Source organism: Mycobacterium sp. P4_H6 (assembly GCF_056400845.1).
The window spans coordinates 1-15,993 of the sequence record NZ_JBFUKN010000067.1; the positions used below are offsets into that span (position 1 = coordinate 1).

The 15,993-nt window shown below is 64.9% G+C and carries 15 protein-coding genes; 9 read left to right on the forward strand and 6 right to left on the reverse strand.

The features are described from left to right. The coding region (locus AC1DTF_RS23225; RefSeq protein WP_477475778.1) for a 2-keto-4-pentenoate hydratase at positions 1 to 504 on the reverse strand (504 nt) is incomplete at its 3' end. Positions 505 to 691: 187 nt separating this feature from the next. Here AC1DTF_RS23225 and AC1DTF_RS23230 point away from each other — a divergent pair. Then, positions 692 to 1,552, forward strand: a complete 861-nt coding sequence (locus tag AC1DTF_RS23230; RefSeq protein WP_477475779.1) for an alpha/beta fold hydrolase — start codon at positions 692 to 694, stop codon at positions 1,550 to 1,552. On the opposite strand, the gene AC1DTF_RS23235 is transcribed toward AC1DTF_RS23230, so the two are convergent. Next, positions 1,533 to 2,393 carry an SDR family oxidoreductase gene (locus AC1DTF_RS23235; RefSeq protein ID WP_057168106.1) on the reverse strand — a complete coding sequence of 287 codons (861 nt, stop codon included), beginning with the start codon at positions 2,391 to 2,393 and terminating at the stop codon, positions 1,533 to 1,535. The genes AC1DTF_RS23230 and AC1DTF_RS23235 overlap by 20 nt on opposite strands. Positions 2,394 to 2,403: 10 nt before the next feature. Then, positions 2,404 to 4,056 carry a flavin-containing monooxygenase gene (locus tag AC1DTF_RS23240; RefSeq protein WP_477475803.1) on the reverse strand — a complete coding sequence of 551 codons (1,653 nt, stop codon included), beginning with the start codon at positions 4,054 to 4,056 and terminating at the stop codon, positions 2,404 to 2,406. Between the two features lie 86 nt (positions 4,057 to 4,142). On the opposite strand from AC1DTF_RS23240, the gene AC1DTF_RS23245 reads away from it, so the two are divergent. The 6 genes from AC1DTF_RS23245 to AC1DTF_RS23270 all read left to right on the forward strand — a co-directional run bounded on the left by AC1DTF_RS23245 (position 4,143) and on the right by AC1DTF_RS23270 (position 10,846). Then, positions 4,143 to 5,204: a 2Fe-2S iron-sulfur cluster-binding protein gene (locus AC1DTF_RS23245; RefSeq protein ID WP_477475780.1), complete on the forward strand. Its 1,062-nt coding sequence runs from the start codon at positions 4,143 to 4,145 to the stop codon at positions 5,202 to 5,204. Between the two features lie 84 nt (positions 5,205 to 5,288). Then, entirely contained in the window at positions 5,289 to 6,470 is a 1,182-nt protein-coding gene (locus tag AC1DTF_RS23250; RefSeq protein WP_057168098.1) for an acyl-CoA dehydrogenase family protein, read from the forward strand. A gap of 12 nt (positions 6,471 to 6,482) precedes the next feature. Further along, a complete protein-coding gene (gene bphC / locus AC1DTF_RS23255; RefSeq protein ID WP_477475781.1) occupies positions 6,483 to 7,391 on the forward strand; it encodes a biphenyl-2,3-diol 1,2-dioxygenase in 909 nt (302 codons plus the stop codon). Continuing rightward, positions 7,388 to 8,845, forward strand: a complete 1,458-nt coding sequence (locus AC1DTF_RS23260) for an FAD-dependent oxidoreductase (protein WP_477475782.1) — start codon at positions 7,388 to 7,390, stop codon at positions 8,843 to 8,845. The genes bphC and AC1DTF_RS23260 overlap by 4 nt, the downstream gene beginning before the upstream one ends. A gap of 178 nt (positions 8,846 to 9,023) precedes the next feature. Continuing rightward, complete coding sequence (locus tag AC1DTF_RS23265) at positions 9,024 to 9,902, forward strand: IclR family transcriptional regulator (RefSeq protein WP_057168095.1); 879 nt, start codon at positions 9,024 to 9,026, stop codon at positions 9,900 to 9,902. After that, positions 9,899 to 10,846, forward strand: a complete 948-nt coding sequence (locus AC1DTF_RS23270; protein ID WP_477475783.1) for an alpha/beta hydrolase — start codon at positions 9,899 to 9,901, stop codon at positions 10,844 to 10,846. Before AC1DTF_RS23265 ends, AC1DTF_RS23270 begins: the two co-directional genes overlap by 4 nt. Here the strand turns inward: AC1DTF_RS23270 and AC1DTF_RS23275 are convergent. Continuing rightward, positions 10,836 to 12,071 (reverse strand): NADH:flavin oxidoreductase, encoded by a 1,236-nt coding sequence (locus AC1DTF_RS23275; protein ID WP_477475784.1) that lies wholly within the window; start codon positions 12,069 to 12,071, stop codon positions 10,836 to 10,838. The genes AC1DTF_RS23270 and AC1DTF_RS23275 overlap by 11 nt on opposite strands. Positions 12,072 to 12,172: 101 nt before the next feature. Here AC1DTF_RS23275 and AC1DTF_RS23280 point away from each other — a divergent pair, with 101 nt between their 5' ends. Then, a complete protein-coding gene (locus tag AC1DTF_RS23280) occupies positions 12,173 to 12,520 on the forward strand; it encodes a hypothetical protein (protein ID WP_477475785.1) in 348 nt (115 codons plus the stop codon). Continuing rightward, positions 12,513 to 13,142 carry a Dabb family protein gene (locus AC1DTF_RS23285; protein ID WP_477475804.1) on the forward strand — a complete coding sequence of 210 codons (630 nt, stop codon included), beginning with the start codon at positions 12,513 to 12,515 and terminating at the stop codon, positions 13,140 to 13,142. The genes AC1DTF_RS23280 and AC1DTF_RS23285 overlap by 8 nt, the downstream gene beginning before the upstream one ends. An 11-nt stretch (positions 13,143 to 13,153) precedes the next feature. On the opposite strand, the gene AC1DTF_RS23290 is transcribed toward AC1DTF_RS23285, so the two are convergent. Both AC1DTF_RS23290 and AC1DTF_RS23295 read right to left on the reverse strand, forming a co-directional pair. Next, positions 13,154 to 14,041, reverse strand: a complete 888-nt coding sequence (locus AC1DTF_RS23290; RefSeq protein ID WP_477475786.1) for an SDR family NAD(P)-dependent oxidoreductase — start codon at positions 14,039 to 14,041, stop codon at positions 13,154 to 13,156. Further along, positions 14,038 to 15,957: a flavin-containing monooxygenase gene (locus AC1DTF_RS23295; protein ID WP_477475787.1), complete on the reverse strand. Its 1,920-nt coding sequence runs from the start codon at positions 15,955 to 15,957 to the stop codon at positions 14,038 to 14,040. Before AC1DTF_RS23295 ends, AC1DTF_RS23290 begins: the two co-directional genes overlap by 4 nt. Between the last annotated feature and the right edge of the window lie 36 nt (positions 15,958 to 15,993).

Below are 15,993 nucleotides of genomic sequence, written 5' to 3' on the forward strand. Positions count from 1 at the left end.
GTCGGCGATCGTGTCGCACAACTTGATCTTGTCGGCGATCGTGTCGCACAACTTGATCTTCCAGTCCGTGATCCGGGTGTCGATCAGCTCAATCGACGGTGCGAACGCCGCCGTGGCCGCCAGCACGTCATCCTCGGTACACCCCGCCCCGGGCAGATCATCGGCCAGGATGAAACCCACCTCGACCTCCACCCGCGGATACAGAAACCGGCCCGCCGCAACCGGTTTGTCCTCGAAAACCTCCATATCGGCGAGCAGATGACCGTAATCGGGCTCATCGACGCCCATCATCTTCTGCATCGCCTCAGACGACAGCCCCACCTTGTGCCCGATCACCCGCGCACCCTCAGCGACCCGCTGCCGAATATTGATCAACTGAATCTCATAAGCATCGACCACATCGATATCGCCATACCGATCCGTCAACGGGGTCGTCGGCACCCGACTACGCTCGGCCTGAGCCAGGTCGGCAGCGAGCTCGTCACGGACCTGCACGGGTAACACGGCGCCACCTCTCCAAAACCGTTGCGCCAAACCAGTGGGGCCGGCGATGGCACAATTGTGCCGCCGCCGACGGCAACATCCACTGCGGCGTCCACTCACCGGAAGTCTCGCAGTTCACATTGGCGGAAGCATCCCGCTCTCCGGCACCGGCGGTGGTGCTGTCGCCACGGTCGTGTGAAATGAAACTATGACTGTCGACTACCGAGAGACCCAGCGTGAAGTCAGCACACCATCCGGTGTCCTGCGTTACCACGAGACCGGCGACGGCCCTCCTCTGCTGCTGTTGCACGGCTCCGGTCCGGGCGTGACGGGCTGGCGAAACTATCGCGGCAACCTCGGGTTCTTCGCCGAGCATTTCCGCTGCCTGGTGCTGGAATTCCCCGGCTTCGGCGTCAGCGACGACTTCGGTGGCCACCCGATGCTGGACGCGCAGGGCGCTGCCGTGCAGTTCGTGGATGCGCTCGGCCTACAGAAAGTCGACGTGATCGGCAACTCCATGGGAGGCGGGGTCGGCATCAACTTCGCCACTCACCACCCCGACCGGGTCGGCAAGCTGGTCACCATCGGCGGCATCGGCACCAACATATTCAGCCCCGGGCCAAGTGAGGGAATCCGACTACTTCAGGAATTCACCGAGGAACCGACCCGGCAGAGGCTGATCGATTGGCTACGCTCCATGGTTTACAGCGAAGCGCTGGTGACCGAAGAACTGATCGCCGAACGCTGGGAGCTGGCCACCGACCCCGAAACACTCGCCGCGGCACGGCGCATGTACGGCAAGGCCGCCTTCGCGGCGATGATGGAAATGATGCGCAACACCGACTTCCCGCTGCCATGGTCGACCATGCACAAAGTCGCTGCTCCGACGTTGTTGACGTGGGGACGCGATGATCGGGTGAGCCCGTTGGATATGGCGCTGATACCGATGCGGACCATCCCCAACGCCGAACTGCATGTGTTCCCGAATTGCGGGCACTGGGTGATGATCGAAGCCAAGGCGGCGTTCGAGCGGACTGTGCTCGCTTTCCTCACTGAGAGCGATGCATGAAACGTCGATAGCCCAGGAACCGCAGCGCGTACCGCGGCAGCATCCTGGCCGGCACCGAAGCGGGCCAGGATTCCGAGCGGAAGTACGCGTCTGAGCCACCATCGACGAACACCACGCTGCCGCAAAGGAAATCCGCGGCATCGGAAAGCATGAACACCATCCAGTCGGCGAGCTGACCGGCGTCTCCGTAGTCGCCGACCGGAACCGGGAAAGCGCCTATTGCCTTGGCCTCCGACGGATTGGCCAGTTGCTCGGCCAGCAGCGGCGTCATGACTGCCCCCGGCGCGAGCGCGTTGAGCCGGATGCCGGCACCCGCCCACTCCGGTGTGACCGCGTGCCGCCGCACCCAGCGGGATACCGCAATTTTCGACGCGGCGTAGATCATCGGCGACGATCGTTTGCCGAACCAGCGGACCGCCCGCAGCGCCCTTTCCGCATCACCGTCCAGCAGTGCCCGCACCGCGCGCCGTGGGACGGCAGGCGTGGTGGTCGTCGAGTTACTGGAAACCACCACAACCTTGGCCCGCCCGGATCGGGCTAAGGCGGGCTGTAGTGCGGTCAGCAGGGTGACAACCCCAAAGTAGTTGACCTGAACTATCAGTCGATCTCGGCCTGCAATCGGCCCCAAACCCGCGGCGAGCACCGCACCGTCCAAGACGCCTCCACACTGCTCGACCACGGCGGCGGCGGCAACGGCGCGTCCGGTGTCGGTGGACAGGTCGGCCACCACATCGGCGTCCTTGACGTCGACGCCGATCACGCGGTGGCCCGAACTGCGCAACCGCTCCGCCGCGGCCTGCCCCATGCCCGAAGCCGAACCCGTCACGAGAAAGGTAGCCACCATCCCTCCCTCACGAATTCTTGAGCAGGCTGAAGCCCTTGTATCCGGCGTCGGCGACCTCGGCGCAAATGTCGAGATAGACCGCGAAACCGCCGATGAACAACATGAAGACGCGCGGTTTACCGGGCACGTTCGCGCCCATGTACCACGAGTTCGCCTTGGGGAACAGCGTCCCGTCGGCCCGTCGGTTACATTCGGCGACCCAGTCGTCCACCGCATCGGTGGTCGCTTCGATAGCGCTCAGGCCGTGCTCATCGAGGTAGTCGATCGCATCGGAGATCCAATTGATGTGTGCCTCGGCGTGCAGCACCATGTTGGCCAACACCGCCGGCGCACCCGGGCCGGAAACCAGGAACAGGTTGGGGAATCCGTCGACTCCGAGCCCCAGGTAGGTCCGCGGGCCATCGGCCCAGTCGTCGATCAGCTTCCGCCCGTCACGGCCCACGATGTCGATCTTGGCCAGCGTCCCGGTCATGGCATCGAAACCGGTGGCCAGCACGATCGCGTCGACTACGTAATGGTCTTCGGAGCTGTTGATCCCGGTCGCATCGATCGACTCGATCGGTGTTTTGCGTACACTCACCAGTTCTACGTTGTCGCGATTGTACGTCTCGAAGTAGTTGGTGTCGGTGCAGATCCGCTTGGTGCCGATCGGGTGATCGATGGGGATCAGCAGGTCGGCGACGTCGGGATCGTCGATGACGGCGCGTACTTTTTCCTCGTAGAACTTGCGGGCTTCGTCATTGGCGTCCATGTCGATCATCTGATCGGCGAAGGTCTTCGAGAACAGCACACCGCCCAACTGCCAGCGCTTTTCGAATGCTGCGCGGCGTTCCTCCGGGCTGGCTTCCATCGTCATCTTGGGATGTGCCACGTGCGGTGACCCGCCGCCGCTGCGCCACGACATTCGTCGCCGCTCGGCGTAGGTGTCCTTCGCATGCTTGATTTCGTCGAGATCGAGCGTGCGGTTGCCTGCCGGCACGCTGTAGTTCGGGGTGCGCTGGAACACGTAGAGCTGTGCGGCCTGTTCGGCGATGATCGGGATCGATTGAATGCCTGAGGAACCGGTACCGATCACGGCCACCCGTTTACCGGTGAAGTCGACGCCCTCGTGCGGCCAGTGCGCGGTGTGGTACACCTCGCCACCAAAACTGTCGAGGCCGTTGATGTTCGGGGTCAACGGCGAAGACAGCGGCCCGGTGGCCATCACCACAAAACGCGACCGGACCTTCTCACCGCCCTCGGTGGTCACCGTCCACAACAGCGCGTCTTCATCGAAGACCGCCGACGAGACTCTCGTGTCAAAGGTGATTCCGCTGCGCAGATCCAGGCGGTCCGCGACCCACTTGATGTAGGAAAGTATTTCGGGTTGCGTGGCGTACTTCTCCGTCCACGTCCACTCCCGCTGGAGTTCGTCGGAGAACGAGTAGCAGTAGTCCAGGCTCTCCACATCGCATCGCGCGCCCGGGTACCGGTTGAAATACCAGGTTCCGCCCACCTCGGGTGCGGCTTCGAAGACCCGCACCGACCGTCCCTGATGGCGGAACTTGTGCAGGGCGTACAGGCCGCCGAAGCCGGCACCAACCACAACAACGTCGACAGTGTCCTGAGTCGCACTCACATCAGGAACGGTAGAAGCTGCGTACTCACCGGGCCCGTTCACATCCCGTTGACCGGTCACCGGAATTTCGTCCCGGCCACTGGCAGCGCAACTCCATAACCGTGCGGTGCTCGGCCACACTGCAGTCCATGAGCGACGTCGACACCGGCAGCCGCCCCCCGGCTTCCCCCCGAGCAGTTCCTTTGACCGTCACTGAAGTGATCGAAGAAAGTCGAGACGCGAGATCACTTGTCTTCGCGGTGCCCGGCGAACACCAAGAGCAATTCGGGTATCGGCCCGGTCAGTTCCTGACCCTGCGCATCCCGAGCGACGAGACCGGATCGGTGGCGCGCTGCTACTCCCTGGCGAGCTCACCGCACACCAGCGATGCCCCAAAGGTCACCGTCAAGCGCACCGATGGCGGGTACGGGTCGAACTGGCTGTGCGACAACGTCTCCGTGGGTGACACGATCGAATCGTTGCCACCCTCGGGAGTGTTCACGCCACACGACCTGCACGGTGACTTCCTGCTGTGGGCCGCCGGGAGCGGCATCACACCCGTCATGTCGATTCTCAAGTCCGTGCTCGCGGTCGGGACCGGCCGGGTCGTGCTCTGTTACGCCAATCGCGACGAGGCATCGGTCATCTTCGCGACCGAATTGCGTGAACTGGCGGCGCGTTATGCAGGCCGTCTCACCGTGCTGCATTGGCTGGAGTCGATCCAAGGTCTGCCCACCCTCGCGCAACTGAGCAATTTCGCCTTGCTGTACTCGGGCTACCACTCGTTCATCTGCGGGCCCGCACGGTTCATGTCAGTCGTCAAGGAAACACTGACTGCGGCCGGAATCCCGCGCGAACACATCCATCTGGAGGTGTTCCAGTCACTGGACGGCGATCCGTTCGCCGAAGTGGTGATCGAAGACCTGCCGTCCGACGGCCAAGCAGCCGACGCCGAGATCACCATCGACGGCGAAGTGCACCAACTGCGCTGGCCGGTAGGGCGCAACCTCGTCGATACGATGATGGCGGCCGGCATCGAGGTCCCCTACTCCTGCCGGGAAGGCAACTGCGGTTCGTGCGTGGCCACGGTGACGGCAGGCCAAGTCGATCTGGGTAACGCCGGGATCCTTGAAGAACAGGACATCGCCGAGGGGCTGTTCTTGGCCTGTCAGGCCTGCCCGCTGTCCGATACGGTTACCGTGGAGTTCTGATCTGGCCGGCAGCCGGAGCGAATCTCGTCCGCTCACCGGGACGGGACATGCAGGTCCACCGTGGGTGCGGCCACCATCGTAGACATGACACAACGGGTGATCGACAGTCTCGGCGAGGTCGCAGAGCAACTACGCGGACAGGCCGAGGAAGCCGAGAAGATCGGCAAGCTGACCGACAACACGGTCAAGACGATGAAGCAGCTCGGCAACATCCGCCTTCTACAGCCAAAGCTGCACGGTGGTATGGAGGTTCATCCCCGCGAGTTCGCCGAGACCGTGATGGCCACCGCGGCACTCGACCCGTCCGCGGGTTGGATCAACGGCGTGGTCGGAGTGCACCCCTATCAGCTCGCCTACGCCGATCCCCGAGTCGGTGCCGAGATCTGGGCCGACGATGTCGACACCTGGGTCGCCTCCCCCTATGCCCCGCAGGGTGTGGCCAGGCCCGTTGACGGCGGCTACATCTTCAACGGTCGGTGGCAGTTCAGCTCGGGCACCGACCACTGCGACTGGATCTTTCTCGGCGCCATGATCGGCGACGACGCAGGCGAGCCGCTGATGCCGCCGCAGATGTTGCACATGATCCTGCCGCGCTCGGACTACGAGATCGTGGAGGACTCGTGGGATGTCGTCGGCTTGCGCGGCACCGGATCCAAGGACGTCATCGTCAAGGATGCATTCGTGCCGTCCTACCGCACCATGGATGCGATGAAGGTGATGGACGGCACCGCCCAGCGCGAAGCCGGGATGACCGAAACCCTCTACCTGATGCCGTGGTCGACGATGTTTCCGCTCGGCATCTCGTCGGCCACCATCGGTATCGCCGAGGGCGCTCTCGCCGCTGCGCTGGATTACCAGCGCCAGCGCGTGAATTCCAGCGGAGTCGCCATCAAGGACGATCCGTATGTCATGTACGCCATCGGTGAGGCGGCTGCCGATATCAACGCCGCACGGCAGGAACTGCTGGCCAACGTCGACCGGATCTACGACATGGTCGATGCCGGCAAAGAGGTCTCCTTCGAAGACCGTGCCGCGGGGCGCCGTACCCAGGTCCGCGCGGTCTGGCGTGCGGTGTCCGCGGTCGACGAGATCTTCGCGCGCTGCGGTGGCAATGGCACGCGAATGGACAAGCCGCTGCAACGGTACTGGCGTGATGTCCACGTGGGTCAAGCACATGCGATCCACGTCCCGAGCACGGTGTATCACGCATCGGCACTCAGTTCACTCGGAGTGGACCCACAGGGTCCCCTTCGGGCGATGATCTAAGGAGGCCGACACATGGGACTGATCAAGAGCCTCGGCTACGTGACGGTACAGGCCACCGACATGCAGCGTTGGCACGAATTCGCCCTCGGCGCACTGGGTTTTGCCACCGGCACCGGGCCCGATCCCGAATCGCTGTATCTACGGATGGACGAGCGGGCCGCACGGATCATCATCTCCCCCGGCGACACCGACAAGATCGTCACGGTCGGCTGGGAGGTCCGCGACAGTGCCGATCTCGTTCAGGTCAAGCGCAAGTTGGAAGGCGCGGGCACGCCGTACAAAGAGTTGTCACTGGCCGAGGCCGACAGTCGCCGGGTGGAACAGGTCATCGCGTTCGAAGATCCGGCGGGGACATCGCTGGAGGTGTTCCACGGCGCCGTGCTCGACCACAGCCCCGTCGTCACACCGTTTGGTGCCAAGTTCGTGACCGGCGAGCAGGGTCTGGGACACGTGGTACTGCCCGCGCTCGATGTGCCGGGGATGTTCGACTTCTACACCGACGTGCTGGGATTCAAATCCCGCGGTGCGTTCCGTGTCCCGGTTCCGCCGGAGTTCGGCCCCGTCCGGGTGCGCTTCCTGGGCGTCAACCAGCGCCACCACAGCCTGGCGTTGTGCCCGTCCGCCACTCTGCGGGACCCAGGACTCATCCATCTGATGGTGGAGGTCGACACCCTCGATGCGGTCGGCCAAGCCCTCGACCGCATCAACACGGACGGGTTCCAGTTGTCCTCGACGCTGGGACGGCACACCAACGACAAGATGGTCTCGTTCTATGTCCGCGCCCCCGGCGACTGGGACATCGAGTTCGGCACCGACGGCATGCGGGTCGACGAGAACTACTACACCGCCGAGGAGATCACCGCCGACAGCTACTGGGGACACCAGTGGGTCGACGACCTTCCCGCCGCGATGCGTCCGTGAGCACCGACCTGGTCCCGGTGCCGGAAGCAAAGATCTCGCACTGGGATCATGAAGCCGACGTCGTCATTGCCGGTTATGGCATCGCCGGGGCCGCCGCGGCAGTCGAAGCTGCGCGCGCCGGCGCCGATGTGCTCGTGCTGGAGCGCACCGGCTCCTGGGGCGGTGCCGCCGCCATGGCAGGTGGATTCATCTACCTCGGCGGTGGCACCGCACTCCAAACAGCATGCGGTTTCAGCGATTCGGTCGACAATATGGCCGCTTTCCTCAACGCGGCCATGGGGCCCGGCGCCGACGAAGCGCGGATCGCCGACTACTGCGCGGGTAGTGTGGCGCACTTCGATTGGCTTGTCGATTGCGGAGTGACGTTCAAGTCGGAGTTTTTCGGCGAGCCAGGCTGGGAGCCGATGGGCGATCAGGGATTGATGTACTCCGGCGGCGAGAACTCGTTCCCCTTCAACACGGTTGCCGCGCCGGCGCCGCGCGGCCACGTGCCGCAGATGTCGAACAAGAAGCAGGGCGAAGCCAGCGCCGGCTTCATGTTGATGAAACCGCTCGTCGATACCGCCGAGACGGCAGGCGCCCGGGCGCTGTACGACGTTCGCGTGCAACAACTCGTCGTGAACACCGGTGGCCGGGTCGTAGGTGTCATCGCCCGCCAGTACGGCAGCGAGCTGAACATCCGGGCCAGTCGCGGCGTGGTCCTGGCCACTGGCAGTTTCGCCTACAACGAGGCGATGGTGGCGCAGTACGCGCCGCGCATCGCAGGCCGCCCGGCCGCCTCGATCGAGCAACACGACGGCCGCGCCATCCAGATGGCTCAGGCGCTCGGGGCCGACCTCGCGCATATGGACGCCACCGAGGTCGCCATCTTTGCCGACCCGCAGCAACTGGTACGCGGCATCCTGGTCAACAGCCGCGGGCAACGCTACGTCGCCGAGGACACCTACCCGGGACGTATCGGCCAGCTGACGCTGTATCACCAGGACAACACGGCGTATCTGATCATCGATGGTGAAGCCCAGGAGGAGGCGATGAACTCGCTGTCACCACAGTTGATGATGCGACCACCGACATGGGTCGCCGAGACCGTCGCCGAGTTGGAGAACGAGATCGGGTTGGCGCCGGGGTCCCTGCAAGCCACCGTCGCCGCCTACAACGAGGGTGCGGGGCGCGGCGAGGATCCGCTGCTGCACAAGAAGCCGCAGTGGCTCCGGCCGATCGGCTCCCCCGTCGGCGCGATCGACCTCAGGGAATCCACCGGCGGATTCACCCTCGGCGGCCTGGCCACCACACTCGATGCCGAAGTTCTACATGTCAGTGGTGACCCGATTCCCGGGTTGTTCGCGGCCGGTCGGTCGGCCGCCGGGCTCGCCGCGTGGGGATATGCCAGCGGTGTCTCACTTGGTGACGGGAGCTTCTACGGTCGCCGCGCCGGCCGCGCCGCGTCGGCCTGACGCGCGTGCGCCCCACTGGGCCTCGGCGCAATGCGGGTAGCGGTGTCGCTACCCGCCATCGGCGCTCCCTGCCCTCGAGCAGATCGGCGCGATTATGTGACAGCAGCCACACGGTTGTGATACTCCTATATGAGCATTAGTCATATGCCTATTAGACATATAGCACCGGAGGATCACGATGACCGTGATGATCGATCGCCCGCCCGCGTCAGCCGGAAAGGCCGCTGCCGAAACCCCGAGCGCCGTCATCGACCGGGTATCCCTCGTACTCGACGCCTTCGACGGACCGGGGCGCCTCACGCTCGCGCAGATCGTTCGCCGCACCGGTCTGCCACGCTCATCGGCTCACCGGATGCTGGAGCGGCTGGTCCAGCTGCGCTGGCTCCGGCGCAGCGGCCGGGACTATGAGCTCGGAATGCGGCTCGTCGAGCTGGGCTCGCTGGCGGTGCACCAGGATCGGTTGCACAAGGCCGCCATCCCGATGCTGCACGAACTGCACGCCGCGACAGGATTGGTCGTGCATCTCGCGGTCCTCGAAGGATCCGACGTCGTGTACATGGAGAAGGTCGGCAACCGAATGACGGCAGCCATCCCAACGCGGGTCGGCGGTCGCCAGCCCGCACACTGCGCCGCGGTCGGCAAGGCGATGCTCGCCTTCAACGATGGCGACGACACCGGGATGCCCGACGCCGACGGCCTCGCCCGGCGCACCAAATACTCGATCTCGACGCCGGCTCAGTTGCGCAGCGAGCTGCTCAAGGTGCGATCGCACGGCATCGCCTTCGACCGCGAGGAGTCGGTGCCCGGCTTCGGATGTGTGGCGGCACCGATCGGCGACCCCGGTGAGGCGGTTGCTGCGGTGTCGGTGTGCGGGCCGATGAATCAGATGATGTTCGACCAGCGCATGGTCGCCCCTGTCCGGATGGCGGCACTGGGCATCTGGCGTGCCGTCGAGGGTGGCCCTCGGGTCGCGCCGACACTTCAGCAGATGCGTCCGCTGCGGGGCGGTCCGGTCGCACGCCCTGCCGTACACGCCAACAGCTTGCGTCCCGCATGAATCTCGATCCACAGATCGCCGCGATCATCGAGACGCTGGACGCGGGTTTTCCGCCGGTGCACACGATGACCGGCGTGCAGGCCCGCGCCGCCATCAGTGCCCGTTTGGTGCCGTCCGCAGCGCCAGAACCAGTCGCCTCGGTAGAGAACCTCGACATCCCGGGACCCGATGGCCCGACGAGCGTGCGGATCTACCATCCCGATGCCGCGACGCACACCACGGTTCCCACCCTCGTATACGCCCACGGCGGGGGCTGGGTGTTCTGCGATCTGGACAGTCACGACGGTTTGTGCCGCGACTTCGCCAATCGTCTGTCAGCCGTGGTGGTGTCGGTGCATTACCGCCGCGCATCGGAGGAGGGCCAGTGGCCCGCAGCAGCCGAGGACATGTATGCCGCAACAGCTTGGGCGGCAGCGCACATCGACGATCTCGGCGGTGACCCGTCGGCACTGCTCGTCGGCGGCGACAGTGCGGGCGGTAATCTCGCCGCCGTCACGGCACTGATGGCACGGGACCGACTCGGGCCCCGACTCGCCGCCCAGATCCTTCTGTACCCGGTCATCGCCGCCGACTTCGACACTCCGTCGTACCGCGAGTTCGGCCGCGGTTACTACAACCCGCGGCCCGCTCTTCAGTGGTACTGGGATCAGTACGTACCCAGGACAGCCGACCGCACCCATCCGTACGCGTCACCGTTGTACGCCGCAGATCTTTCCGGATTGCCGACGACCATCGCCGTGGTGGCCGGTCATGACCCGTTGCGCGACGAGGGACTTGCCTACGTCAAGGCTCTCGAGGCGGCGGGCGTGCCGACCGTCTGTCGATTTTTCGAAGGCGGCGTCCACGGCTTTATGACGATGCCCGCCTTCGACATCTGCGATCGCGCGCGCGCCCAGGTGTGCGCAGACGTCGCCGAACTGGTCGGCCGCCCGATCAGGAAGTGACCGAGGGCATCTGGGGTGCCGCAACCGGTTCGGGCGCACCGTAGCGCTGGCCTGGGTCCAGCACGCAGTGTGTCCGGGCGAACACCGTGACCATGCACTTGTTGTTGTGGTTGCAGCGGCTGCGGACGGCAGGGTTGGTGTTCATCTTGTTGACCAGATCGGGTTCACGCAGCAGCGCTCGCCCCATCGCGACGAAGCCGAACCCTTCCCGCATACCAGTCTCGATATGCTCGCGATTGGTGATGCCACCGAGCAGGATCAGTTCGGTGTTGCGCATGATCGGCACGAACTGGCGTGCGGCGGAGAGCATGTAGAGATCCTCGTAGGCATAGGATCCCATCACGCCCTTGCCGAGGATACGTACCCCGGGGCGCAGCGCGGGCGGCATCACCCTGGCGAACTCGCGCACCGGCACATCGCCACGGAACAGATACATCGGCTTGTACACCGACGATCCCTGCGTCAACTCGATCGCGTCCAGGGTGGCATCGTTGTCGAGCAGCTGCACGGTCCGTAGCGCCTCATCGATCCAGATGCTGCCGGGCAGTCCGTCATCCATGTCGAGCTTCGCGATCACCGCGATACGGTCACCGACCACCTCCCGGACCCGGTGGGCAATCTCACGGACCAGCCGTGACCGGTTGTCGATATCGCCGCCGTATTCGTCCTTGCGCCGATTGATCAGTGGGCTGAGAAATGAGCTCGGCAGGTACAGGTGACCGAAATGCAGCTCCACGGCATCGAATCCGGCATCGACGGCCACCTGGGCCGCAGATCCGAACTGATCGATGACGGTGGCGATCTCGTCGCGCCGGATCTCACGACAATAAGCGAACGAGGTCGGATTGATGAAGCGGCTCGGCGCCACAGCGGTGACCCCGGTGAGTTTCTTCTGAGCCACCACGCCCGCGTGCCCGAGCTGTGCCGAAATGCCGGCGCCGGCTGCGTGTACGGCGTCGGTCAATGTGCGCAGGCCGGGTAGCGCTGCGGCGTTCATGACGATCTGCCCCGGGGCGCTGGCGCCCTCGGGTGACACGCAGCAGTAGGCGACGGTCGTCATGCCCACGCCACCCTCGGCAAAGCTGCGATGGAAATCGATGAGGTCGTCGGTGACGCGGCCGTTGGGCGAACGTCCCTCCGACGTAGCGGCTTTGATGATCCTGTTGCGCAGCCGAACGGGTCCGAGTTGGACGGGGGCGAACGGATCCGGGCTGAGATCGGCCATCAGGGCACCGTCGCCGCTCTGTCGGCGTACGTCAATGGTGGTCTCCCGATGGTCGGGATTGGCAAACTTCCACACCGCGATCACTGCCTAGGCTTGGCCCCATGGCAGGCGGTGAGGTCTTTGTCATCGACAGAGTGGTGACGCGTCCCGGACGCGCCCGCGAGTTCGTCGATACCTATCTGGCCGGATACGCCCCGGAAGCCCGAAAGCGGGGGATGACGCTGTGCACCGTGCTGGTGTCCCCGCCGATCTGGTACGACTCTCAACCCAACACCGTGACCATCACCTGGTCACTGCCCAGCGCGCAGGCGTGGTGGGAGATGACCTGGAAGGGGCGCCCCGATCCCGAGGTGGGCGCCTGGTGGGACGGTGTGGCAGAGCTGATCGTCGAACGTGATCGCACTGCCGCCGCTGCATACGATGACGTCGAGAAGCTTTGCGATGTATAACGTCACGCGCCTCATCGATGTCGACGAGGCCCACCGCGAGCGCGTGTGCGACAGCCTGCAACACCTCGCGCACCGCAGCGGAGCACACCGACACCTTGTCGCCCCTACCTTGCCGGGCAGCCGAAACGGTGGCGACCTGCTGCTGCATCTGCGCTTCACCGATATCGCGCAGTGGGCCGGGACGGCCGCAGAGTTCGGCGCCGCCCTTGCTGATCCGGCGATCACCCGTGTCAACGGGGCGGGGTATCACGGCTCCCCCACGGCCATCGCCGACCGCTCGGCCGGCACCGTCTACCGTGCACTGTTGCTGCGAGTGCAGCCAGACTGCGACCCGGAGCACCTGTCCCGGTTCGAGGAGGACCTGAAAAGACTGCCCGGCTACGTGTCCACGATCAGCGCGTGGCAGTTGAGCCGGCCCAACCACACCGTGGGGTCGACGGGATGGACGCACGTGTTCGAACAGGAGTTCAGCGATGCCGACGGCATCATGGGCGCGTACTTGATGCATCCCATTCACTGGGCTGTGGTCGACCGCTGGTTCGATCCGGAGTGCCCCGATGCCATTGTGCGCGAACGTGTCTGCCATAGCTTCTGCCTGGACACCGGGCAGGTGCTGCGCTGACGCAGCGCCCTCTACAAGCCCAGCGGCAGAATATTCGGATTGGCATTTGCCGGGGGCTCCAGCGGCGGCAAGACGGTCTTCCCGTCCAGGCCGTGCACCGTCAGCTTCTGTGACCACGGGTAGTGCAGACTGAAGGCAACCAAACCCGTGCGTTCGGCGGCGGGCAGATGGCACATCGCGAGCACGGTCTCGGCGAGGTATTCCACCGGCTCTGTCGGGAAGGTGTCGGGAATCAGACTCGATGCACCGGGTGTGCGGATGGCGCTGGACGGGCCAACGACATTGACGGCGATGTTCGCATCGAGCAGTTCGGCGGCGACGCCCTGGGTGAAGCGGTGCAGCGCAGCCTTCATGGATGCGTAGACGACGTCACCGGACGTCTTGTTGTACTCCCGGTAGGGCCGTGCCGGCGACAGCCCGGTCACCGAACCGATGTTGACGATCCAACCCGCCTCCTGGCGTTTCATGTGCGGGACTGCGCTCTGGGTCAACACGAACGGCGTGCGGATGTAATGCTCGATGGTGCGGTCGAAGGTGTCCATCTGCATGTCTTCGATCACCGAGTAATCGGCATAACCGGCGTTGTTCACCAGAATGTCGAGCCGCCCCGTCCGCTCGACAACCTGATCGACGAGGCGCGCCCGCTGCGTGGCGTCTTCCAGGTCGCAGGCGACCCCGAACGCCGAACCGCCCGCCGACTCGATCAATTCGATCGTCTCCCCGATCGTGCCCGGCAACTCCGACGCCGTACCGGCCCGCGTGGACACCGAAGGCAGATACGACCGTGCCGTCACAGCAACTGTGGCACCCTCGGCGGCCAGCCGCTGGGCGACGGCGCGACCGATTCCGCGACTGCTGCCGGTCACCAAAGCTGTTCTCCCACTGAGAATTCCGCTCACCGGACGACGAGATCCTCGGACTTTGGCGCTCGATGACTCTGCCACACGTCGACCAGACGGAACGGGAAGGCGGTGACGATGCGGCCACCGGAGCGGTAATAGGTATGCGCAGTGGGCGTATGGCACCACACGGTCTGCGCCATCGCCTCGTCGATCTGTCGTACATAGTCTTCGAAGGCCTCGGGCGTCACCTCCAGCATCTCCGCCTGACGCTCCGCCATCAACTGCAGGCATTCCATCACGTAATGCACCATCACCTCGACACCGAAATTGTGTCCGGCGCCGTGCCCCGGGCTGTAGTTGGGGGCAGAAGAAATGAACATGTTCGGGAAGCCCGGAACCAGACCGCCTCGGTAGGCACTTGGGCTCTCGCCCCACACATCCGTGAGCTTGAGACCGTCGCGGCCGCGGACATCAACCGTCGAAAGGAAGTCCAGGTAATACCCGGTGGCGTAGATGATCACGTCGAGGTCGATCTGTCGGCCGTCCTGGGTGACGATGCCGCGTTCGTTCACCCGGGCGGGTTCGCTGGCCTCGACGTCGACATGCTCTCGGGCCAACGCCGCGTAGTAACCACCGGGGTCGCGGATGATGCGCTTACCGTACGGCGCGAAGTCGGGGGTGACCTTTTTCGCCAGTTCCGACCCTGCCCCGAAAACGCGGTCGATGTACTGCAGGCACATCTGCAGCAGCACGTCGTTGGGCCGCGAGATCGACAGATGTTCTGCCGCCCACTCCGGGTCCCGCATGATCACGGGATGGTTGTTGTCGGCGGTACCCCAGAAGGATTTCAGCCGAGTCCAGTTGGCGTAGTAGGGCACGTGTGCGTTGAGCCACCGGCGGTGCTCGGGCACGTCATCGGTCAGTCGTTTGCGCGGTGCCACCCAGTGCGGCTGGCGTTGGAACACCGTCAAATGAGCAACCTCGTCGACCGAGGCGTCCACGATCTGGACTGCGGTGCATCCGGCACCGATGATGGCCACTCGTTTCCCGCGCAACGACAGCTCGGGATTCCACTCGGCGGTATGGACGCTCACGCCGCCGAACGTCTCCTTCCCTGCCAGCTCGGGCCAGCGCGGGCGATTGAGGTAACCGGCCGCGGGCACCACAACATTGGCGTAGAACACCTCGCGGGCGCCGTCGGCCGTGACGGTGCGCACCTCCCACATCTTTCGTTCCTCGTCCCACCACAGCGCTTCGACGCTGGTGTTGAACCTGGTGTGATCGCGCAACGCGTTCTTGTCCGCCACTGATTGCAGGTAACGCTGGTACTCCGCGCCCTGTGGGTAATAGCTGCTCCAGTCGCCGTTGATATCGCGGGACAGCGAGTAGTAGGCCGACGGTGTGTCGACACCGATGCCCGGGTAGCGGGTCGTCAACCACGTGCCCCCCACCTCGGGGTTGCGGTCGATGATCTCGTACGCGACGCCCGCTGCGCCGCACTCCAGCGCCATGGCCATCCCGGCGATGCCGGCGCCCACGATGACGACGTTGAAATCTGACGGCAGCGTCGCGGTTCTCGGCAGCACCGGCTGAGGTGGATGGAATCCACCCTGCTCCAACAACAGGCCGATGTACTCCTCGCCGACCTCGCTGCCGAACGCCAACGGGGCGACGCGTGCGAACAGGCCGGGGTCATCGGAAGGCAGCGCACCAGCCGGGCGCGGTGCTTCAAGCGCGGCCATCACTGCCTCGACCAGCGCCGCCTGGGTGTCCGGATCGGTTGTGCCCACCTGTTCGGGTGGATCGGGGGTGAATGAAATCTTGCCGACGTACCGGTCCGCGACGGCGTCGTCACCGGTCAGCTGGGCCAGCACCGCCACCAGGATGCCGGCGTCGGCTTGGCGCAGGTTCGCACGCAGTTCCTCTGGGTCCAGCGATTTCTCGCCGGCGGCCACGGTCACAGCGATCGTCATCGATCCTCCTTGCTCGTCGGACTGAGTATGTGACTA